Consider the following 20,452-nt stretch of genomic DNA (forward strand, 5'->3'; position numbering starts at 1 on the left):
AGTGGCACGCCAGGCCGACCTGCATTTCTCGACGCCGGCAAATTCCCGTTGCCCTATGTCACCTTCCCCGCCAATCAAAAAACAAGGAGCATCATATCAATGAGGTAACCGTGAGAATCCTTTCGATCCCTCCTGGTTTGTGCATTCAATTTAATTGACATGCTGAGCCGTCAACCTTTGATATTCATCATTGATATCTATAAAATTAAAATTTACTCAACGAAGGCGACATCTGGACCCGAATTTGTCGAATTCCCCTCTTGGTTGCCCCCCCGCTCTGGAGAAGGATAAATTGTCTCCCGACAAATTTACCCTAATTACCCCATCACGAAGCGTCATCCGCTCCCACATTAGAAGCACGACTCTTTCGTCTGCCTCCAATGACACCAGGCGAGAATTTTTGCTATAAACAGTAGTATCAACTGATAATTTTAACTGAAAATCTTCACCCGCAACACTTACTATCGAATCTACGTATCTCAATGAGAAAAACGAATTATCATTCAATTTAGTCAGAACAAATCTCAGCTTAGTCTCGGCACCAGGAATACATTCGAAACTAACGATCCATTTTAAGTTATCTGACTTGTTGTGCAAAGTTAATACCCGCCCGACTACGTATCCCATCGGTATCTTTGTCTCCCAATCAGCTCGAGAAACCGTCGGGACTAAGCCGAACACAAAAGACCCGATGCAGATCCAAAGCCAAAAACGAGTTCTCATGCGCGCCTCGCTTCATTGAGGTGCGTAAACCCCTGCATTGGCAATGATACTAATTGAAATTTATTGGACAATAATATCTTACTAAATGTCACGTTACTAATCTTTCCATGAAGAAAGCTCGGTAAGATAGAGATTCTCACAAGATAGAACTTACATCTCTCATTTTCGTCCGCCGCATCGACCATTTGCGCGATTCGACCATCGCTATTTGATGAGTTTATCAGACGTCCACGCAACGGTGAAGGCGATGTGGAGTAGGCAATGGAGGCGCGCGCTCGGTCTCATGTCGCCTTCTTGGGCAACGTCTGACCTACTGGCCGCTCCTCTGCCCGGCATTAAGTGCGGCTCCATGCTCCCGATATGGAAGGGCGTGCTATGGCGCAGGTGAAGCGTCGCCGTTCACAGGTTTTGGAATACTTCTGGGCGCTGCCCGGGTGCGTCGTTGGAATCAAGGCTTGCGCAAAGGCCCACTACTGGGCGCCCGCTGGTGGGCTTGGGCAAAACGTCCGCCTTATGCCTCCGAGCTACGGGAAGCCCTATATCAAGCGCAACAATGCAGATGCTGCCGATGCCGAAGCGATCTCTGAGGCTGTCACACGTCACCGCGCCGACGAGGTCAGCCGTCGCCTCGCCTCCATTCCGGGTATCGGGCCGATCACGGCCATGGCGATTGCTGCAACTGTGCCGGATCCATCCATTTTTCGCACCTGCCGCGAGTTCGCGGTCTGGCTTGGCTTCACTCCCTACAGCCATTCAATTGGCGGCTGGGAGAACCTGGGGCGGATATCGAAACAGGGCGAGCGGTACATCCGACATCTTCTCTACATCGGCGCGGGCAATGCCGTTCGCTTCGCCAAGGCCCGAGCGTCAAGCAGAGAGGCATGGATCCGAAGCCTTCAGGAGCGTCGCCCGCCCAAGATCGTGATCATCGCGCCCGCCAACAAGATGGCCCGCATTGCATGAGCGCTGAATGACGCGCAGGGAAAGCTGCCGCCCGTACGTGGTCCCAGCGGGATAGGAAGAGGGGGCATTGAGAGTTGCGAGGGGAAAGTGAGGCGATGGCACGACCGCGGACCGGGGATCGAATAGAACCCGCAGAGCTTGAGGCGCAGCCAGAGCACGTTCTGTTGATTGCGGCATCGATCCGCGAAACTCATCAGGGCCAGCGGTCATGAGATAGCCCGCAGAAAAGGGCCGCATACGTGAAGGCACCCGACCCGCGCCTTGCCCCAACCTCACGATCGCCTTGCAACACAGGGGGCCGTCCATCCCATCAACGGTCGGCTAAGGGACGAGTTGCTCAACGATTTACTGTTCTCTAGCATGGGCGGCTCTCGAGAGCAGATCCGAGCCCGGTAGGACGACTACAATCACCACCGCCCGCATTTCGGCCTTGGGAACACCCCGCCGGTCGTATCTGCCGAGAAGAAGAGGCTGGCGATGCGGGCAGCGTCCAGAAATCACCGTGCGGATTCTCCGATTTTACGGAGGAGAGTCCGAGCTTAGGTTAGGGTCACCGCGCGGTCACCGTTTCCTCATTTCGCTGCGCTTCACGCCAGTTCACTGGGGTACAAATCCGTCCAATCCCAGACACCCGCTCGATACCCGAAGAAACGCGCTCTCTTGCGTACTGGAATGAATTGTGCGATAGAGACGCTCAATACTTTGACAAGGTAATTTATTGCTTGCCAAGGTTGGGGTCGTGGGTTCGAATCCCATCGCCCGCTCCAAATTTTCCAAATAAAATCAAATGCTTAGAAAGCGCCCATCGGGGCGCTTTCTGCTTCCAAAGCTCCACGCTGCGGGCGCTGGAAGCATAACGGAAGCATCCGCACGAAAGTCGCCGGATAGCATGGCGCGCTGACGGCGCCCTTCCTTCGCCTCTGCCAGGCGCAATGCGAGGTCGAAAACGCCGGGATATGGCCTCGGCGTCATCTGCCCTGCAGTCCCCGGATGCCGGGCGCCTCAGGCATCGATTCGTCTGAATCTCTGGCCCATCCGAGCTCAGGCGTGTCAAACGGCGTTGGAACGGGACCCTTGATCGGCGTGCAAAGGGACCCCGGGAAGGATCGGCGAGCGAGGTCAGATCCTGTTCTTGAAGCGCCAGCTCTTGTTGCCGGTCTCGATGATGTCGCGGTGATGGGTGAGCCGGTCGAGGAGAGCTGTGGTCATCTTGGCGTCGCCGAACACTGAGGGCCATTCGCCGAAGGCGAGGTTGGTGGTGACGATGACCGAGGCCTGCTCGTAGAACCGGCCGATGAGGTGGAACAGGAGCTGGCCGCCGGACCGGGCGAAGGGCAGGTAGCCGAGTTCGTCGAGCACGATGAAGTCCATGCGGCCGAGATAGTCGGCCAGCCGCCCTGGCGCCCGGCGCGGGTTTCCGCCTCGAGCTTGTTGACGAGATCCACGACGTTGAAGAAGCGGCCGCGAGCACCGGCCCGGATACAGGCGCGGGCGATGGCGATGGCCAGATGGGTCTTGCCCGCTCCGGTGCCGCCGATCAGCACGGCATTGCGCTGATGGGCGAGGAAGTTGCCGGAGGCGAGGTCGCGTACCAGGGTCTCGTTGATCGGGGTGTCGTCGAACACGAAGTCGTCGATGTCCCGGGCGAGCGGCAGCTTGGCGATGGTGATCTGATACTTGATCGAGCGGGCCTGCTTCTCGCTGATCTCGGCGTTAAGGAGGTCGCCGACAACGCGCTGAGGCTCATGCTGACGCTTCACGGCGGTCGCGATGATCTCGTCGAAGGCGGCCTTCATGCCATAGAGCTTCAACTCGCCAGGATCAGTCCACCTTGGCCACGTTTGCTGATAGCTGACTCCTGAAACGTTTCGGCGAGACGCCAGTTGCCCGCTTGAAGGCGTTGCTGAACGCACTTTCGGAGCTGTAGCCGACCTCGCGGGCAAGCTCGGACAGGGGCACACCGATATCGCGGAGCTTGCATTCGGCGAGGCGCATCCGCCAGTTGAAGACGTAGGCGAGTGGTGCCATCCCAGCCACGTCGCGAAAGCGCAGGGCAAAGCCGGTGCGTGACATGCCAACACCACGCGCCAGTTCGGCGATGGTCCAGTTACGGGCGGGATCGGCGTGAATCATCTGCAAGGCCGGGGCGAGACGCCGATCGCCGAGAGCCTTGAGCCATCCGCTGGTCTCCGCCCCCTCGGCCAACAATGTTGCGCGCAGCGACTGGACGAACAGCAACTGCGCCAGCAAGGCACGCGTGGCCTCGGCGCCGGCCTGATTGACCCGATCCTCGCGTACCAGCTGATCCAGCAGCCAGTCGAGCATCGGGGCCTGCGGCGTGGTCGAGGCTACGTGAACGGCTGGCGGCAGCACGTCGAGCAGCAGGCTCTGCCGCACAGCATCGACGGCGACATGCCCGCCCATGATGAGAGTGTCGCCGTCGTGCCGGTGCGCAACAATATCGGAGACCGCGCGGATGGCGCCGGACGTGACGTCCGGAGCCGGCGGCGCTGGTTCACTGGCAAGAGTCATCGCGTGCTTGCCGTTGACCAGGAAGATATCACCCTTCGTGAGCCGTAAGGGCGCTGGAAAAGTGTCCATGAGCAACCAGCAGTCGCCTTCGACGACCGCCATGATCTTGAGCGCATTGGGCCGGGCGAACCGCCGAACCCATGTCCCGGAAGCGATGAGGCCTCCGCTCAGGATGCAGCGGGCATCGAGCAGGTTGAGGATTTGCGATAGAGGGTCCGAGATCATTTCTGAACGATCGCGCAATTTTTCTGCACGATCAAGCATTCATCGTTCCGACATGCGGAGATATGTGATGCGTTCAACATAAGGAGCACATGATGTCTCAATCGCAAAATCCACTCGGCTCTGGCTTTTCCGCCGCGAGCACGGCTCTCGAAGTTATTTCCGGGATCGATCTTTCGCGCGAGACCGCGCTGGTCACGGGCGGCTCCAACGGCATGGGACTGGAGATCACCCGAGCTCTGGTTTCGGCCGGCGCCAGCGTCGTTGTTCCGGCGCGCAATCTCGACAAGGCAAAAGCTGCCCTCGATGGGATCGAAGGCGTCGAGGTTGTTACGCTCGACCTGATGGATCCCGCTTCGATCAAGACCCTGGCCGACACGTTCCTCGCCTCGAACCGCGGGCTGGACATTCTCATCAACAACGCCGGAACGATGCTCAACCCGCTGACGCGCGACAGCCGTGGCTACGAATGCCAGCTTTCGACCAACCATCTTGGTCATTTCGACCTTGCGGTCCGTCTCTGGCCAGCCCTGGTCAAGGCGAAGAACGCGCGGGTCATCTCTGTCTCTTCGCGCGCACATCAGTATGGCCGGTTCGATTTCGACGACCCGAACTTCGAGCGTCAGCCTTATGACGCCAGCCTCGCCTATGGTCGTTCCAAGACCGCCAACGCCCTGTTTGCGGTCGGGTTGGATAAGCGCGGGCAGGCGCATGGGGTGCGTGCGTTTTCCTTGCATCCGGGCGGGGTCATAACCGAACTCGCCAAGTTCATTTCAACCGAAGACCTCAAGGCAACCGGCTATATCGACGCCGACGGAAACCCGATCATCGATCCCGAGCGCAACATGAAGACCCCGGCACAAGGCGCGGCGACGGCGGTCTGGTGTGCCACGAGCCCCATTCTCGATGGGTTGGGTGGGCTGTATTGCGAGAATTGCGACGTGGCCCCGGCGTTGCCCGACGACTCCAGGGAACTGCTCGGTGTCCGATCCTGGGCGTTCGACCCGGAGGCCGCTGAAAAGCTCTGGACTCTGAGCGAAGAGCTGACTGGCGTTCGACTGGATAGCTCAAACGGCCCGGTCGCATAGCCGAACCCGAAGAATTGATCGTCGGAATCGGCTTGTACGGCAAGGGGCTGTATCGGGTGAGCCCCTTCCGCGCTTCCGTCCATTGAAGTCCGCCTTCACGCTACGGCCAAAGCAGACACAGTGTCCGAGTTCAGGTGCATTGCCGTCTCGCCACGACTAGCAACAAGTGACCACTTCCGGCCCCAAACCGGCCATTCGTCGTTGCCGCAGCGAACTTCTGCTCATGGCGCCGGCATGCCGGATTCGACGTCTTCCTGACGGGCTCTCGAGGCCGTGGGCTAACTGGGGCCTGCTTCTCGGAAGGAGAATGCCATGCGCGCCCATCGAGAGACCCGTCTACAGGACGAGCCTTAAGGCGCCGGCTCCCCTAAAGCCCACGCATATCTGGGCACGGCGCATACGGCTGCAGATTGCCAATCGGGTGGCCTACTTGCCGCTTCCAGGGAAAAAACGGTCGCCGCGGGCTGCATGCCGGCAACGCCCCGAGGCGCCAGCGGCTATGCGCCAGCCGATGCCGGCCTCGCAGCAGGCTTGTCGCCCGGGCTGGACTCGCGAGCGCGGATCGCGGCGTCCAGCGCCAGGAGGCGGGCGGCGGACTGCGCGTGCAGCCGCTCCACCATCTGGCCGCCGAGCGTAATCACGCCCTTCTCCGCGTTCTCCGGCCGGGCGAAGGCGTCGACGATGGCACGCGCCTGCGCCACGTCCTCGGGCGCAGGGGCGAACACCCGGTTGGCGGACGTGATCTGCGAGGGGTGGATCAGCGTCTTGCCGTCGAAGCCAAGACGGCGGCCCTGCGTGCATTCGCGGGTGAAGCCCTCCAGGTCGGAGAAGGCGTTGTAGACGCCGTCGAACACCCGCAGCCCGTAGGCGCGGGCCACCAGCACCGCCTGCAGCAGCCAGGGCACCAGCGCCGCGCGATCGCCGCCGGGCTGCACGCCGGTATCCTTGGCGATGTCGTTGGTGCCGAGCACCAGCGCGGCGAGTCGTCCGCCCGCACCCGCTCCAACGCCCGCCTGCGCGATCTCGCGCAGGTTCAGCAGGCCGAGCGGGGTCTCGATCATCGCCCATAGGGCGAGGTCGGGCGGGGCGCCGGCGTCGTCGAGACGGCGGGACGCCTCGGCGAGGTCCTCTGGGCTCTCGACCTTGGGGAGCACCACGATGTCGGGCCGCGCGGCGGCGGCTGCCTTCAGGTCGTCGGCGAACCAGGCCGAGCCGCGCGGGTTCACCCGCAGCGCCAGCTGGCGGAAGCCGTAGCCGCCGGCGGCGATGGTGCGGCAGGCGCTCTCGCGCGCCTGCGGCTTCATCTCCGGAGCGATCGAGTCCTCGAGGTCAATGATCAGCGCGTCGACGTCGAGCCCGCGCGCCTTCTCCAGCGCCCGCGCCTTCTCGCCCGGCACGTACAGCACACTGCGCAAGGGATGGTCCGCGCTCATCGCGAGGCCTCCTCGGACAGGACCGACGTCTCTCCGGCGGCCGCCCTCCGGCGTCGCCGGCCCAGCAGGGTCTGCACCAGCGGTGCGACGAAGATGATCGCGGCCAGCCCGAGGCAGATCGCCGAGATCGGCTCGCGCAGGAACACCGTCATGTCGTCGCCCGACATGACGAGGCTGCGGCGGAAGTTCGATTCCATCATGTAGCCCAGCACCAGCGCCAGAACGATCGGCGCCGGCTCGATCTCAACCTTGGCAAGCAGGTAGCCGACAATGCCGAAACCGACCGCGACGCCGACGGCGAAGATCTCGTTGGATTCCGAATAGGTGCCGAGCAGGCAGGTCGCCGCCACGATGGCGGTGACCACCGAAGCCGGGATGGTGGTGAGACGCACCCACATGCGCGAGCCGAACAGACCGAGCATGACCATGAAGGGCATGCCGACCAGCAGCGCGATGTAGATGGAGTACGGGATCTCGGGGTGCTGGGTGAAGATCAGCGGCCCGGGCCGCACGCCCTGGATGGCCAGCGCGCCCACCAGCACGGCGGTGCTCGCCTTGCCGGGGATGCCGAGCGCCAGCATGGGGGCGAGCGCGCCCGGCATGCAGGCGTTGTTGGCGGTCTCCGCGGCCACGACGCCTTCCGGATTGCCCTTGCCGAAGGTCTGGGGCGACTTGGAGAACCGCTTTTGCACCGAGTAGGCGGTGATGGAGGCGATGGTCGCCCCGGCCCCGGGGATGACGCCCAGGATGTAGCCGATGAAGGTCGAGCGCAGCATGTTGCCGGTGTGCGGCTTGAGCAGCCCGATCTGAGCCGAGAGACCCGGCAATGCCTTGAGCGGGGTGGTGCGGTTGCCGGGCGTCTCCAGCATCCGTAGCACCTCGGAAAGAGCGAACAGGCCGATAAGCGCGGCGATGAAGGGGAAGCCGCCGAGCAGCCCGTCGTTGAAGACGTAGCGCATCACCCCGTCCACCGGATCGGTGCCCACCGTGGTCAGCAGCAGGCCGAACAGCAGGGCGATGAAGCCGCGCAGCACGGAATGGCCGGCCAGGGTCGAGATCAGGCTGAGGCCGAGCACGGCGAGCGCGAAATACTCGGCCGGGCCGAAAGCCAGCGCGATCTTGGTCATCCAGAGCACGGAGAAGATCAGCAGAACGGTGCTGATCACCGAGCCGACGGCCGAGCTGAGGATGGACAGGGTCAGCGCCTCGCCCGCCTCGCCGCGCTCGCGCATCGGGTAGCCGTCGAGCGCGGTGATGGCGGAGGAAGGCTCGCCCGGAGTGTTCATCAGGATCGCCGGAATGGCGCCGGAATACTCGGAGGCCATGTAGAGGGTGACCAGCATCACCACCGAGACGACCGGATCGAGGCCGAAAGTGAAGGGGATGAGCAGCGCCATGCCGACGCCGGCAGATAGGCCGGGCAGCGCGCCGACGATGTAGCCGATGACGACGCCGCCGAACAGACCAGCGATGACCTGCCACGAGGAGAATGCCGAGAGACCGGCGAGAAAACCGTCAATCATGGGAACCTCAGGGCAGCGGGATCGAGAGCAGCATCTCGAAGACGAGCTTGCTGAACAGCAGGAAGCCGGCGACATAGGCGAGGATAAGCAGCGGCCGGCGGCAGTCGGCGACCCACAGCGTCGCGGCGAGATAGACGGCCATGGTCGGGTAATAGCCGACGGCGCGCATGGCCGGCGCGAAGGCCAGCATCAGGGCGATGCCCATCAGTACCCGCAGCGGCCGCCCGATGGTCACCCAATGCCCGCTCGGACCGGCGACGAGCTGGCGCAGCCCGTTGGCAAACAGGACAAGAGCGCCAATGCCGAGCAGAAGCGCGATGCCGCGCGGAAAGGTTGCCGCGCCGATGCTCCCCTCGCCGCCATCGTCGATCTGGGCGCCGAGCACCCAGAAGGTGATGGACAGCGCCAGCAGCGCGGCGCCCACGAGCACGTCGCCCAATTCCAGGCGGAAGGCGAAGTCCTCGTCCTCCTCGACCGCGTGGTCGAGGGCGGATTCCTCATGTTGCGTTGCCATGGTCACGGTCAGGCTCTCATGATGGAAGGCCGAGAAGGGGAGGCCGCGCGCGGCGGCCTCCGGCGGAACGAGGCGGACGTCAGCGCGTCAGCCCAAGCCGCTCCATCCATTCCTTGGTGAGCGCGTTCTCTCGGGCCGCGGTGGCGGTGAACTCGGCCGGGGGCTGGAAGGAGGGGATCAGGGACGATTCCTCCATGTAGGCCACCAACTCCGGCGTCTTCAGCGCCTGCTCGACGGCCGCGGCGAGCTTGGCCTTGATCGGCTCGGGAATGCCCTTGGGACCAATGATGCCGCGCATCTGCTGCCAGGAGGTGTCGGCGTCGAAGCCCTGCTCCTTGAGCGTCGGCACGTCCGGGAACTGGCGCGCCCGCTCCTCCGACATGATGCCGATGACGCGCAGGCTGCCGGCGTCCACATAGGTCTTGACCAGGTCGACATAGGCGATGGCGGCCTCGGCATGACCGCCGAGAGCGGCGGTCACCGCGTCGCCGACGCTGTCGAACGGCACCCAGCGCACCTTCTTGCTGTCGAGGCCGGCCGACTGGGCCATGATCTCCCAGGCGAAGTGCCCGCCCGAACCGCGCACGAAGCCGGCCATCACCACGCTGCCCGGCTTGGCGTTGGCGGCGTCGACAAGATCCTTGAAGGACTTGATCTTGCTGTCCTTGTTGACCACGATCAGATACGGCTCGTTCACCAGCCGCGCAATCCAGTCGAAGCTGTCGACGTTGTACTGCTTCAGGGTCTGGTTGAACGCCCCGATATGGGTCGAGGTGACGGCGCCGATGGTGTAGCCATCCGGCTTGGCGGAAGCCAGATCGGCGAGCTGGGTCGCGCCGCGCCCGCCCGGCTTGTTTTCCACCACCAGCGGAACGCCGAGAGTCTTCTCCATCGCAATCGCGAGCTTACGGGCCATGACGTCGGTCGCGCCGCCCGGCGAGACGTGCAGCAGATAGCGGATCGGCTTTTCGGGATAGTCGGCCATGGCGACGGCCGGAGCCACGAACAGGGAAGCGGCGATAGCCGCAGCCCTCAGCAGACGTGTGAGCATTTCCATTCTCCCTAGTCTGGCGGCCCTTTGGCGCGGGCTCTGTCGCCAGTTTCGTTCTGGTTCTTCGAGTTCAGGCCATCCAATCCCACGACAGGCAGCACGTCACGGCGTTTCGTTCATCCTCGGGCCTGGAACGAGGGACGAGCAGCAATCGGAAGTCGTGTCCGGGGCTGGCTTAGAGGTGCCGGCTCCTCGGTCCGTTTACGAGCCCCGCGTCCGTCCTGCCGTCCCCCGGAAGGACCGGACCGCACGGCCGGCATGGGATCGAATGATCCACGTTGCGCACTCTAAAAGTTCGTAGTAGCAATAGCAACAACTAATCGAGCGGGGCAGGCGGGCGGCTGGTCGAAGCGCCGCCGCGGCTGGAAACCAGCGCTGCCGCCGCATGCTCTCCCCGGGGGAAACGCCACCATGACGCATCTGCGACGCATACGTCTCAGCCGGCTCCGGCTGCCGCTGATCCGGCCCTACCGCCTGTCCTACCGGACCTTCGACGAGTTCGAACCGTATCTGGTCGAGGTCGAGGACAGCGACGGACGGACCGGATTCGCGGACGCGCACATCTCGCCGGGCTCCAGCTCGGAAACCCGCGAGGGCGGCTGGGCGTTCTGCCTCGCCAAGATGGACGCCGTCCTCGGCAAGACGCCGGAGGAGGCGAAGGCGATCGTCCTTGCCGACTTCGCCAGCAGCAAGGTGGCCGCCACCGCGCTCACCGCGGCCATCGAGGTGCTGGAAGGCAGCGACCTGCTGGACGTGGGTGATGCGCGCAGCCAGCCGCTGCTGACGCCGATCAACGCGCTGGAGCCCGAGGCGATCGTCGCCGAAGTCGAGGAATGGATCGGCCAGGGTTTCCGCACCTTCAAGGTGAAGGTGGGCAAGGATGTCGAGGCCGATCTCGCCCGTGTCGCGGTGATTCAGAAGGCGGTCGGTGAGCGGGCGACGCTGCGGCTCGACGCCAACCGCGCTTTCAGCCGTGCGCAGGGTATCGCCTTCGCCTCGCGTCTGGACCCCTCCGGCATCGAGCTGTTCGAGCAGCCCTGCGATTCCGACGACTGGGAGGCCAACGCCGCCGTTGCCGCCGCTTCGACCGTACCTCTGATGCTCGACGAGCCGATCTGCACGCTGGCCGACATCGATCGGGCGGCGGGGATCGAGGGGGTGGGCTTCTGCAAGCTCAAGCTCAAGCGATTCGGCAGCCTGCAGCGGCTCGCCGAGGGCCTGAACGCGGTGCGCGCCAACGGCATGAGCCCGGTGCTGGGCGACGGGCTCGGCAGCGAGGTGCAGGGCTGGCTCGAAGCCTGCGTAGCGCGCGACACGGTCGACAATGCGGGCGAGTTCAACGGCTTCCTCAAGCCCAGGACCGGCCTGTTCGCCAATCCCTTGCCCTTCGTCGACGGCGAGGTGCGCATGCCCGCCGGCTACCGCCCGCAACTCGATCGCGACGCGGTCGCGCGGGCCACCACCGCAACCCACGAACTTGTCGCCTGACGCGCGTCCGACGCGCCAGCCGCTCCCTCCGCCTCACGCAGGATGTCACGATGCCTCACGACGCAATGCTCGCCAAACTCGACGAGCGCCGCACCCGCGCGCAACGCATGGGCGGCCCCGACAAGCTGGCCAAGCGCACCGAGCGCGGCCAGTTCAACGCGCAGGAGCGGGTCGACGCGCTGATCGACCCCGGCACCTTCTTCGAGGTCGGGATGTTGGGCGCCTCCGGGGTGTTCGACGCCGACGTCGACGCCACCCCGCGCGACGGGAAGATCACCGGCTTCGGCAAGATCGAGGGGCGCGAGGTGGGCGTGGTGGTGAACGACTTCACCACCAAGGGCGCTTCCACCAGCGCCACCAACTCGAAGAAGATGGGCTACATACGCCGCACCTGCACCGAGCGCGGCATGCCCTTCGTGCATATCGGCGAGTCCACCGGCGCCCGGCTGCCCGACGCCATGGGCTCCAAGGGCATGGGTACGCTGCTGGGCAACGACACGACCCAGTTCAAGCGCATGCGCGAAACGCCCTGGGTAGCGGCGGCGCTCGACACCTCCTTCGGCTCCTCCGCCTGGCTGTGTTGCTGCGCCGACTTCTCGGTGATGAAGAAGGGCTCGATCATGTCGGTGTCGAGCCCGCGCCTGGTCTCGATGGCGATCGGCGAGAAGGTCGATCTAGAGGAACTGGGCGGCTGGCGGCTGCACGCCGAGCAGACCGGGCTCATCGACCATTTCGTCGATACCGACGCCGAGGCGATGGCCGCGATCCGCCGCTTCCTTTCCTACATGCCGAGCCACAGCGGCGAACTGGCGCCGGCCGCGCCGGTCTCCGAGGGCTCGGGCGAGGGGCAGGACCGAATCCTCGACGTGCTGCCGGAGAAGCGCACGCAGGTCTACAACATGAAGAAGATCATCGAGGTGATCTTCGATCGCGACAGCTTCTTCGAGATCAAGGCCCGGTTCGGCAAGTCCGCCGTGGTCGGCCTCGCACGTCTCAACGGGCAGGCGGTCGGCGTGGTCGCGAACAATCCACAGGTCGGTGGCGGGGCGCTCTCGGCCGAGGCCTGCCGCAAGATCATCGACCTCACCGTGCTGTGCGACAGCTTCAACCTGCCGATCGTGCGCCTCGTCGACACACCCGGCTTCGTCGTCGGCACCGAGGCGGAGCGGCGCGGGGCGCCCGGCCACATCATGAACTTCATGAACGCCACCTGCCTCACCACCGTGCCCTCGGTCACGGTGCTGTGCCGCAAGGCCTATGGGCGCGCCTATGTGGCGATGGGCGGCGGCGCACACAACGACGCCATGATCGCCTGGCCGACCGCCGAGGTGAGCTTCATGGACCCGGTGTTCGCCACCAGCATCGTCCACAACCTGACCGCCGGGCAGGAGGGTTTCGAGGACGCGCTGGCGCATATCCAGAAGGATCTCGAGATCTGGGACATGGCCCGCATCTTCTCAGCGCAGGACGTGGTGAAGCCGCAGGAAACCCGCGCCTGGATCATCCGCATGCTCGAGATCCAGCGCCGCCGACGGTCCGGTGGCGTCGGCCAGCACCTGATGCACACCTGGCCGACCAGCTACTGAGGAGGCGAGCATGACCGTACAGGACACTCCGGCGCTGCGCGCCACCAGCGCACAATCCCTGATCGCGGAGGCGCGGTCCAACGGACGCGGCAGCCTCGACGAGGCGGCCGGCAAGGCGCTTCTGGCCGAATTCGGCATCCGGGTGCCGCGCTCGCGCTTTGCTGCCGACGCCGCGCAGGCCGCCGCCATGGCGGCCGATCTCGAGGGGCCCTTCGTCGTGAAGGTGGTCTCTCCCGACATCCTGCACAAATCGGACGCCGGCGGCGTGACGCTTCGCCTCGCCGACGCGAAAGCGGTTCGTGAGGCGGTCGACGCCATGGCCGCCAAACCTCTGATCGCCGCCGCCCGCGTCGACGGCTGGCTGGTGGAGGAGATGGTCCCGGTCGGCCGCGAGATGGTGATCGGGGGCTACCGCGATCCCCAGTTCGGGCCAATGATAATGGTCGGGCTCGGCGGCATCTTCGTCGAGGTGCTGCGCGACGTTGCGTTCCGCATCTGCCCGATCGACGCTGGCGATGCCGAAGCCATGCTGGGCGAGCTGAAGGGCCGCGCCCTGCTCAAGGGCGCGCGCGGCGAGGCGGGCGTGGACGAGGCGGCGCTGGTCGATGTCATGCTGCGCATCGGCGGGGCCGACGGCCTGCTGATGCGCCACCAGGCCGATATCGCCGAACTGGATCTCAACCCGGTCATCGTCTCCTCGCGCGGCGCGGTGGCGGTCGACGCACGGGTGATCCTGTCGCCGACTCCGGAGAGCGTCGACGCCGGCCCGGACTCGTCGGCCTCTCCCCTCGACACGTTCCGGCCGCTGTTCGAGCCGCGCACCGTGGCGGTGCTGGGAGCGTCGACCAAGGACGTCGCAATCGCCAATACCTTCATCCGCCGCATGAAGGCGTTCGGCTATGCCGGGCAGATCTATCCGATCCATCCGGCGGCCGAGGAGATCGAGGGGCTGAAGGCCTATCCCGGCCTCGCCGACACCCCCGAGCCGGTGGACTATGCCTATATCGCCGTCGGCGCCGAGCGCATTCCCGGCATCCTTGCCAAGGCGGGCGGGCGCTGTCGGATCGCGCAGGTCATCTCCTCCGGCTTCGGCGAGTTGGAGGAGGGCAAGGCCCTTCAGGAGGCGCTGATCGAAGGCGCGCGGGCCGGCGGGGTGCGGGTGCTGGGGCCGAACTGCCTCGGCACCTATTCGCCGCGTGGCGGGCTCACCTTCCCCTCCGACGCGCCGAAGGAGGTCGGCACGGTCGGCATCGTCTCGCAGTCGGGTGGTCTGACCACGGACATCATCAAGCGCGGCGAATGGCGTGGGCTGCGCTTCAGCGGTGCGGTGACGATCGGCAACAGCGCCGACGTGAAGCCGCACGAACTGCTGGCCTATTACCTTGCGGACCCGCAGACCCGCGCGATCGGCCTCTATCTGGAGGACGTGAAGCAGGGGCGTGCCTTCTTCGAGATGCTGAAGGGCGCGGACAAGCCGGTGGTCATCCTCAAGGGCGGGCGCTCCGCGCTCGGCCGGCTGGCTGCGGCCTCGCACACCGGGGCGCTGGCCGGCGACGAAAAGGGCTGGGAGGCCTTGGGCAAGCAGACGCCGGTCAGCATCGTCGCCACAGTCGACGAGTTCATCGACATGCTGCTGGCGCTCCAGCACTTCACGCTGCGCCCGGACAAGCCGACCTACGCGGTGACGCTGTTCGGCAATGGCGGGGGATCGAGCGTGCTCGGCACCGACGCCTTCGCCGCCGCCGGGCTGGAGGTCGCGCCTTACGCACCGGAGGCACGGGACCGGCTGGAGGCGATGAAGCTGCCGCCGGGCACCAGCGTGGCCAACCCCATCGACACGCCGGTGCGCACGCTGCAGGAGAAGGACGGCTTCGTCGCCGGCGAGATCCTCGACATCGTCTACGGCCACGCCGATCCGGACGCGGTGCTGATGCACCTCAACCTGTCCGCGTTTGTCGGTCGCGGCTCGGTCGACCCGATCGACAACCTGTTCGTGGTGGTCGAGCAGACCAAGGCGAAATGGCCTGGCGGCGCGCATTTCGCGCTGGCGCTGCGCACCGACGGCTCGGCGGCGCTTGATGAGCGGCGGCGCCACTACCGCGAGAAAGCCCGGGCGATCGGGGTGCCGGTGTTCGACGAGATTGCCCCGGCGGCGCGCGCGCTGGCCGGGATCGGGCATATCGAGCGCCAGCTCGGCCGGCGGTGAGCAGGAAGGGTGGGGGCTCCCCGCCCTTTTCCCGTTGGGGCCGATCAGTCGAGGCCGGTGCGGTGCTTGAAGGAGGCCGCCTGCTCGGGCGAGAAGCAGGCGAGGCGCAGGTCGCGCAGATAGGGGCCGAATTCCTCTTCGATCTGTGGCCCGAGCCGGGCGAATATCTCGGCCATGTAATAATCGTGGCGAACCAGCGACTCGGCGAGGTTCACGATCGGACCGTTGCGCGTGTAGGAGGCGATCACCTCGCCTTCCACTGCGGCGGTAAGCGTCTCAACATGGTCGATCGACACCGTAAACAGGTTGTCGGTCGTACCCATGCGCACGCCATTGCCCTCATGGATATAAACCCGGCAGGTCGGGCCGAAGCGGAATTCCTCGGCGTCCGGCCCGAACAGCACGATGAAGATGTCGAGCCCACGCGCCGCCGCCTCGCGCAGCACGTCGGTGTGCCGGCGCAGCACGGTGTCGCTGGCCTTGATCCAGATCGAGACGCGGCTCTCCTTGATCAACGTCTCGATCTTGGAATGGACGCTCGATTCCCCACGCAGCATCCACACATACTGGTCGTTCGGGGCGGGGGCGACGGAGGTGAGGCGCTTGGAGAGGTCCTCGCACAGCGCCTGCGTCTGGTTGGAGAGCGCGACCAGGAACTCGTCCGGCGGGGCCGCCACGTAGCGCACCGGATTCTCGCTCACCGGAAGCACCGCGCCGCGCTGGGCGAGGGCTTCCAGCGAGTGATAGGTGTTGGGCCGCGGCACGTTGGCGCCCTTGGAGATCTCGTAGGCCGTCGAGAGCGGCGTGCGCAGCAGCTGGACGTAGATCTTCGCCTCGTACTCGGTAAAGCCGAGCCGCTTCAGGTCGGTGAGAAGAGGGTCGGATTCATTTGCCTCAACGGCCAGCTTGCCTGCCACTATCGTCTCCGTCGTGCCCCGCGGGGCGCCAGTTCAGGCCGCGAGCAGCCGGCCGCGATTGGCGTCTATGAAGCCGGTGTGGACGTCGCCGGCGGCGAAGTCGTCATCGGCCAGACACGCCAGCAGGAAATGGCGATTGTTGCGTATGCCGTCAATGGAGAAGGCCCGCAGCGCATCCATGGCGCGCAGCCGTGCCACCTCCCTGCTTTCGCCCCAGACCACGATCTTGGCGACCATGGGGTCGTAGAACGGAGTTACCGCGTCACCTTCGCGATAGCCGCTGTCGACCCGCAGGTGCGCCATGCCCGACGGCGGCCGGAAGGTGGTAAGCGGGCCGGGAGAGGGCATGAACATCTTGGCCGGGTCCTCGGCATAGAGCCGGCACTCGATGGCGTGGCCGTGCGCGGCGACCTCGTTCTGCGGCACGAAACCGAGCGTGCCGCGCGCCAGTTCGATCTGCATGGCCACAAGGTCGCGGCCGGTGATCATCTCGGTGACGGGATGCTCGACCTGGATGCGGGTGTTCATCTCGAGGAAAAAGAACTCGAAGCTCTCCGCGTCGACGATGAACTCGACCGTGCCCGCGCCGCTGTAGGCCGTCGCCTCGCACAGCCGCACCGCGGCCGCCGCCATGGCGTCCGCCACCTCGGCGGGTAGGCCGGGGGCGCGCGCTTCCTCGATCACCTTCTGGAAGCGGCGCTGCAGCGAGCAGTCGCGCTCGAACAGATGGATCGCCCGCCCGTCGCCGAAGCCGAACACCTGCATCTCGACATGGCGGGCCTTGGGCACGAAGCGTTCGAGGAAAACGGCGCCATTGTTGAAGGACTTCTGCGCCATGGACTGGGTGGCGACCACCACGTCGATGAGCTTCTCGGGACCGTCGACCCGGCGCATGCCGATGCCTCCGCCCCCGCCCGCCGCCTTGACCAGCAGCGGATAGCCCACCGCCTCGGCGGCCTGCGCCAACCCTTCGATCTCGCCCGGCTCAAAGCGGGCGCTGCCGGGTACCACCGGTACGCCCGCCTCCGCGGCGATCTGGCGGGCGCGCTGCTTGTCGCCCATCTGGCGGATGGTGTGCGGAGAAGGACCGATCCAGGTCAGCCCGGCGTCGAGCACGCTCTGGGCGAACTCGGCGTTCTCCGAGAGGAAGCCGTAGCCGGGATGGATGGCGTCGGCGCCGGCCTCGCGGGCCGCCTCCAGCACCTTCTCGACGCGCAGATAGCTCTCGCGCGCGGGCGCCGGGCCGACGCCGACCGCGCGGTCGGCGGCCTCGACATGGGCGGCGCCGGCGTCGGCGTCGGAATAGATCGCCACCGTGGACAGCCCGAGCGCGCGGGCCGAGCGGAACACCCGGCAGGCGATTTCGCCGCGATTGGCAACGAGGACGCTTTTCATCGTCACACCTCGATGCGCGCGACGACCGAACCCTCGGTCACGGTTTCGCCCTCGGCGACGAGGATTTCGAGAATCACCCCGTCCTCGGAGGCGGAGACCGGGATTTCCATCTTCATCGATTCGAGGATGAGGATGACTTCCTCTTCAGCGACATTGTCGCCAACGGCCTTCTCGATCTTCCAGACGTTGCCGGTGATTTCTGTCTTGATGTCGACCTTAGCCACTGCTTCCTCCGTGATGCCTCGTTCGGCATTGACGCGCACTGTAAAGCGCCGCATTAGTAGTTGCAATGACAACTACGATAAGGGGAGGTGTGATGACAGGCTTCGATGGGTGGATCGGGCGCATCGAGACGGCGGTCGCGCAGCTGGACGGTTGGCCGTTGGCGGGCCTGCACGCGGCGCTCGATCAGGCCGGTACCGTCGAGATCGGCACCGCGTTGCCGCCGACGGGCCAGTGGCTCTATTTCCAGCCGCTGGCGCCTCAGGCCGGGCTGGGAACGGACGGGCACCCTGAGCGCGGCGGCTTTCTGCCGCCGATCGAACTGCCGCGCCGCATGTGGGCGGCAAGCGAGATCACCTTCCACCGGCCGATGTGCGTGGGCGACACGGTGGAGAAGCGCTCGCGGATCGCCGGAGTGTCGGTCAAGAACGGGCGCACCGGCACGCTTGCCTTCGTCACGGTCAACCATTCCTATCTCAAGGGGGGCCTGTTGATGCTGACCGAGGTCCAGACCCTCGTCTATCGCGAGGCTCCCGCGCCCGGCGAGCCGGCGCCGCCGCCCCAGCCCGCGCCCGGCGGCGCGCTGTGGTCGCATCGCGTGGTGCCCGACACGCGGCTGCTGTTCCGCTATTCGGCCGTCACCTTCAACGCCCACCGCATCCACTATGACGAGCCCTATGCCCGCGAGGTCGAGGGCTATCCCGGCCTCGTGGTCCACGGCCAGCTGACCGCGACGCTGCTGGTGGAGGCCCTGCGTCGGGAGCGCCCGACGATGGCGATCGGAAGCTTCTCTTTCCGCGCCATGCGGCCGGTCTTCGCCGGCACGCCCGTCCATCTCGAAGGCGCCGAGGACGGCAAGGGCTACGCGCTCTGGGCCCGCGACGAGGCGGGAGCTGTCGTCGTCGAGGCAAAGATCCGCCCCTGATGCCGAGGGAGTGGCACCAAATGGATGCCGCCGAGGCGGGCCGTTTCATCGAAGCCGCCGATGCGCGGGCCGAGCACGCCGTCACCGGGTCGGAGGGCGGCCGCGTGGTCTGGCGGCTCTTCGGCGCCGGTCCGCCCCTGGTACTGCTACACGGGGGCTTCGGCAGCTGGCTGCACTGGCTGCCGATGGTGGAACGGCTGGAAGGCCGATTCCGGCTGCTGCTGCCCGACATGCCGGGCTTCCGCGATTCCGATCCCGTGCCGCCGGACGCCACGCCGGCGCTATTGGCCGACCGGTTGGCGGCCGGCCTCGCGGAACTCGCACCCGCGGCGGCCACCATCCGCGTCGCCGGCTTCTCCTTCGGAGGGCTGGTGGCGGTCCACCTCGCCCGACATCTGGAGGCGCAACTGGCCGGATTGGTTCTGGTCGCCGGCGGCGGGCTGGGCGAGGAACGCGACGCGGTCGACCTGCGCAGCCGCCGTCCCGGCATGAGCGAGGGGGAGATGCGCTCGGTCGCCGCCCACAATCTCAAGGTCTTCATGATCGCCGACCCGGCACGCGTCGATGCGCTGGCGGTCGAGATCCAGCACTGCAACACCCGGCGCCGACCAGGACTGAACAGCCGGGTGTTCTCGCGCACCCGCGACGCGCTGGGCATGCTGAAGGCGGTCAAGGCGCCGGTTGGCGCCGTCTGGGGCACGCGTGACCCGACCGTGGGCGAGCATCTGGCCGAGCGTCGCCGCGCGGTCGAGGCGGCCTGCCCCGGCGCGCTCACCGCTGCCCTGCCGGGCTGCGGCCACTGGATCATGCAGGAGCGGCCCGCCGAGCTGGCGGCTTTCCTGATGCGGACATTCGAGCCCGGAACATTCGGGCCGGAAACGGGAGGAAAGCATGGCGGACAGCCGGAACCTTGAGGGCCACACCGCGCTCGTGACGGGCGCGGCCCGCAATGTGGGGCGCTCCATCGCGCTCGAACTCGCCCGCGCCGGCGCGCGGGTGGTGGTTCATGCCCGAAGCTCGGTCGAGGCCGCCCAGGAGACGGTGGCTCTGTGCCGGGAAGCGGGCGGCGGCGAAGCGGCGGCCTTCGCGCATTTTGCCGATCTCACGGATCCGGCGGCGGTCGATGCGATGTTCGGCGAGGTGGAGGCGCGCTTCGGTCGGCTCGACCTGCTGGTGCACAACGCTGCCGAGCGCGCGGACGGCCCGTTCGAGACGATCGGCTACGACGAGTGGCGCCGCATCGTCAGCAGCATCCTCGACAGCGCCTTCCTGTGCGATCAGGCGGCGCTGCCGCTGCTGCGGCGCAGCGCGGCGGCAAGCATTGTCCATATCGGCGGCGTCGCCGCCCATGTCGGGGTGCGCCACCGTGCCCATGTCTCGGCGGCCAAGGCGGGGATTGCCGGGCTGACGCGCGCGCTGGCCGCCGAGTTCGCCGCCGAGAACATCACGGTGAACTGCATCTCGCCGGCGCAGATGGCAACCGAGCGCAAGGGCCCGTTGCCGGAGCACTTCGTCCAGCGCCCGGTGCCGATGGGGCGCCCGGGCGAGCCGGTGGAGCTGGCGAAGCTGGTGTGCTTCCTCGCCGGCCCCTTCGGGCGCTTCATCACCGGTCAGACGCTGCACCTGAACGGCGGCTGGTACACGGGATAGGCCAAGCCGCGCTC

General features: G+C 65.9%; 16 protein-coding genes and 1 pseudogene. 8 read left to right on the forward strand and 9 right to left on the reverse strand.

Annotated elements, in window-relative coordinates; all coding sequences use genetic code 11:
- Window positions 1–1,098 precede the first annotated feature (1,098 nt).
- Entirely contained in the window at window positions 1,099–1,686 is a 588-nt protein-coding gene (locus NVS89_RS17495) for a transposase (RefSeq protein WP_441296723.1), read from the forward strand.
- A gap of 1,119 nt (window positions 1,687–2,805) precedes the next feature.
- Here the strand turns inward: NVS89_RS17495 and istB are convergent.
- Window positions 2,806–3,482 (reverse strand): annotated as a pseudogene (gene istB, locus NVS89_RS17500) (IS21-like element helper ATPase IstB).
- A 25-nt stretch (window positions 3,483–3,507) separates the two neighbouring features.
- Complete coding sequence (locus NVS89_RS17505; RefSeq protein ID WP_258734043.1) at window positions 3,508–4,482, reverse strand: AraC family transcriptional regulator; 975 nt, start codon at window positions 4,480–4,482, stop codon at window positions 3,508–3,510.
- Between the two features lie 53 nt (window positions 4,483–4,535).
- On the opposite strand from NVS89_RS17505, the gene NVS89_RS17510 reads away from it, so the two are divergent.
- Window positions 4,536–5,528, forward strand: a complete 993-nt coding sequence (locus NVS89_RS17510; protein ID WP_258734081.1) for an oxidoreductase — start codon at window positions 4,536–4,538, stop codon at window positions 5,526–5,528.
- Window positions 5,529–6,025: 497 nt separating this feature from the next.
- Here the strand turns inward: NVS89_RS17510 and NVS89_RS17515 are convergent, their stop codons facing one another.
- The 4 genes from NVS89_RS17515 to NVS89_RS17530 all read right to left on the reverse strand — a co-directional run bounded on the left by NVS89_RS17515 (window position 6,026) and on the right by NVS89_RS17530 (window position 10,049).
- Window positions 6,026–6,961, reverse strand: coding sequence for an HpcH/HpaI aldolase/citrate lyase family protein (locus tag NVS89_RS17515; protein ID WP_258734044.1), 936 nt, complete (start codon window positions 6,959–6,961; stop codon window positions 6,026–6,028).
- Entirely contained in the window at window positions 6,958–8,484 is a 1,527-nt protein-coding gene (locus NVS89_RS17520; RefSeq protein WP_258734045.1) for a tripartite tricarboxylate transporter permease, read from the reverse strand. The genes NVS89_RS17515 and NVS89_RS17520 overlap by 4 nt, the downstream gene beginning before the upstream one ends.
- A 7-nt stretch (window positions 8,485–8,491) precedes the next feature.
- Window positions 8,492–8,998: a tripartite tricarboxylate transporter TctB family protein gene (locus NVS89_RS17525; RefSeq protein WP_258734046.1), complete on the reverse strand. Its 507-nt coding sequence runs from the start codon at window positions 8,996–8,998 to the stop codon at window positions 8,492–8,494.
- Window positions 8,999–9,077: 79 nt separating this feature from the next.
- Entirely contained in the window at window positions 9,078–10,049 is a 972-nt protein-coding gene (locus tag NVS89_RS17530; RefSeq protein ID WP_258734047.1) for a Bug family tripartite tricarboxylate transporter substrate binding protein, read from the reverse strand.
- A gap of 411 nt (window positions 10,050–10,460) precedes the next feature.
- Between NVS89_RS17530 and NVS89_RS17535 the strand changes: the two genes are divergently transcribed.
- From NVS89_RS17535 to NVS89_RS17545, 3 genes are read left to right on the forward strand one after another with little or no spacing between them, the layout of a single operon-like run.
- Entirely contained in the window at window positions 10,461–11,537 is a 1,077-nt protein-coding gene (locus NVS89_RS17535) for a mandelate racemase/muconate lactonizing enzyme family protein (protein ID WP_258734048.1), read from the forward strand.
- 50 nt (window positions 11,538–11,587) lie between these two features.
- Window positions 11,588–13,123: an acyl-CoA carboxylase subunit beta gene (locus NVS89_RS17540; protein ID WP_258734049.1), complete on the forward strand. Its 1,536-nt coding sequence runs from the start codon at window positions 11,588–11,590 to the stop codon at window positions 13,121–13,123.
- Window positions 13,124–13,133: 10 nt separating this feature from the next.
- Complete coding sequence (locus tag NVS89_RS17545) at window positions 13,134–15,329, forward strand: acetate--CoA ligase family protein (RefSeq protein WP_258734050.1); 2,196 nt, start codon at window positions 13,134–13,136, stop codon at window positions 15,327–15,329.
- A gap of 44 nt (window positions 15,330–15,373) precedes the next feature.
- Here the strand turns inward: NVS89_RS17545 and NVS89_RS17550 are convergent, their stop codons facing one another.
- Genes NVS89_RS17550 through NVS89_RS17560 form a run of 3 tightly spaced genes read right to left on the reverse strand, consistent with a single transcriptional unit; the run spans window position 15,374 to window position 17,865 of the window.
- Window positions 15,374–16,246: a TrmB family transcriptional regulator gene (locus NVS89_RS17550; RefSeq protein WP_258734051.1), complete on the reverse strand. Its 873-nt coding sequence runs from the start codon at window positions 16,244–16,246 to the stop codon at window positions 15,374–15,376.
- Between the two features lie 33 nt (window positions 16,247–16,279).
- A complete protein-coding gene (locus NVS89_RS17555) occupies window positions 16,280–17,641 on the reverse strand; it encodes an acetyl-CoA carboxylase biotin carboxylase subunit (RefSeq protein ID WP_258734052.1) in 1,362 nt (453 codons plus the stop codon).
- Between the two features lie 2 nt (window positions 17,642–17,643).
- The gene (locus NVS89_RS17560) at window positions 17,644–17,865 is read right to left on the reverse strand and encodes an acyl-CoA carboxylase biotin carboxyl carrier protein subunit (protein WP_258734053.1); all 222 of its coding nucleotides are present in this window, start codon (window positions 17,863–17,865) and stop codon (window positions 17,644–17,646) included.
- 92 nt (window positions 17,866–17,957) lie between these two features.
- On the opposite strand from NVS89_RS17560, the gene NVS89_RS17565 reads away from it, so the two are divergent.
- From NVS89_RS17565 to NVS89_RS17575, 3 genes are read left to right on the forward strand one after another with little or no spacing between them, the layout of a single operon-like run.
- Window positions 17,958–18,788 carry an HTD2 family dehydratase gene (locus tag NVS89_RS17565; RefSeq protein WP_258734054.1) on the forward strand — a complete coding sequence of 277 codons (831 nt, stop codon included), beginning with the start codon at window positions 17,958–17,960 and terminating at the stop codon, window positions 18,786–18,788.
- Between the two features lie 20 nt (window positions 18,789–18,808).
- Window positions 18,809–19,702, forward strand: a complete 894-nt coding sequence (locus NVS89_RS17570; RefSeq protein ID WP_258734055.1) for an alpha/beta fold hydrolase — start codon at window positions 18,809–18,811, stop codon at window positions 19,700–19,702.
- On the forward strand, window positions 19,680–20,438 hold the full coding sequence (locus NVS89_RS17575) for an SDR family NAD(P)-dependent oxidoreductase (RefSeq protein ID WP_258734056.1): 759 nt from the start codon (window positions 19,680–19,682) through the stop codon (window positions 20,436–20,438). The genes NVS89_RS17570 and NVS89_RS17575 overlap by 23 nt, the downstream gene beginning before the upstream one ends.
- Window positions 20,439–20,452: the final 14 nt, after the last annotated feature.

This window comes from Ancylobacter mangrovi (genome assembly GCF_024752355.1).
Classification (GTDB): domain Bacteria; phylum Pseudomonadota; class Alphaproteobacteria; order Rhizobiales; family Xanthobacteraceae; genus Ancylobacter; species Ancylobacter mangrovi.

What these genes read in the sequence shown, in the direction of transcription:
- NVS89_RS17495 (WP_441296723.1), top strand. Translation starts at nt 1,099, where the DNA reads ATGGCGCAGGTGAAGCGTCGCCGTTCACAGGTTTTGGAATACTTCTGG.
- NVS89_RS17505 (WP_258734043.1), bottom strand. Translation starts at nt 4,482, where the DNA reads ATGCTTGATCGTGCAGAAAAATTGCGCGATCGTTCAGAAATGATCTCG.
- NVS89_RS17510 (WP_258734081.1), top strand. Translation starts at nt 4,536, where the DNA reads ATGTCTCAATCGCAAAATCCACTCGGCTCTGGCTTTTCCGCCGCGAGC.
- NVS89_RS17515 (WP_258734044.1), bottom strand. Translation starts at nt 6,961, where the DNA reads ATGAGCGCGGACCATCCCTTGCGCAGTGTGCTGTACGTGCCGGGCGAG.
- NVS89_RS17520 (WP_258734045.1), bottom strand. Translation starts at nt 8,484, where the DNA reads ATGATTGACGGTTTTCTCGCCGGTCTCTCGGCATTCTCCTCGTGGCAG.
- NVS89_RS17525 (WP_258734046.1), bottom strand. Translation starts at nt 8,998, where the DNA reads ATGGCAACGCAACATGAGGAATCCGCCCTCGACCACGCGGTCGAGGAG.
- NVS89_RS17530 (WP_258734047.1), bottom strand. Translation starts at nt 10,049, where the DNA reads ATGCTCACACGTCTGCTGAGGGCTGCGGCTATCGCCGCTTCCCTGTTC.
- NVS89_RS17535 (WP_258734048.1), top strand. Translation starts at nt 10,461, where the DNA reads ATGACGCATCTGCGACGCATACGTCTCAGCCGGCTCCGGCTGCCGCTG.
- NVS89_RS17540 (WP_258734049.1), top strand. Translation starts at nt 11,588, where the DNA reads ATGCCTCACGACGCAATGCTCGCCAAACTCGACGAGCGCCGCACCCGC.
- NVS89_RS17545 (WP_258734050.1), top strand. Translation starts at nt 13,134, where the DNA reads ATGACCGTACAGGACACTCCGGCGCTGCGCGCCACCAGCGCACAATCC.
- NVS89_RS17555 (WP_258734052.1), bottom strand. Translation starts at nt 17,641, where the DNA reads ATGAAAAGCGTCCTCGTTGCCAATCGCGGCGAAATCGCCTGCCGGGTG.
- NVS89_RS17565 (WP_258734054.1), top strand. Translation starts at nt 17,958, where the DNA reads ATGACAGGCTTCGATGGGTGGATCGGGCGCATCGAGACGGCGGTCGCG.
- NVS89_RS17570 (WP_258734055.1), top strand. Translation starts at nt 18,809, where the DNA reads ATGGATGCCGCCGAGGCGGGCCGTTTCATCGAAGCCGCCGATGCGCGG.
- NVS89_RS17575 (WP_258734056.1), top strand. Translation starts at nt 19,680, where the DNA reads ATGGCGGACAGCCGGAACCTTGAGGGCCACACCGCGCTCGTGACGGGC.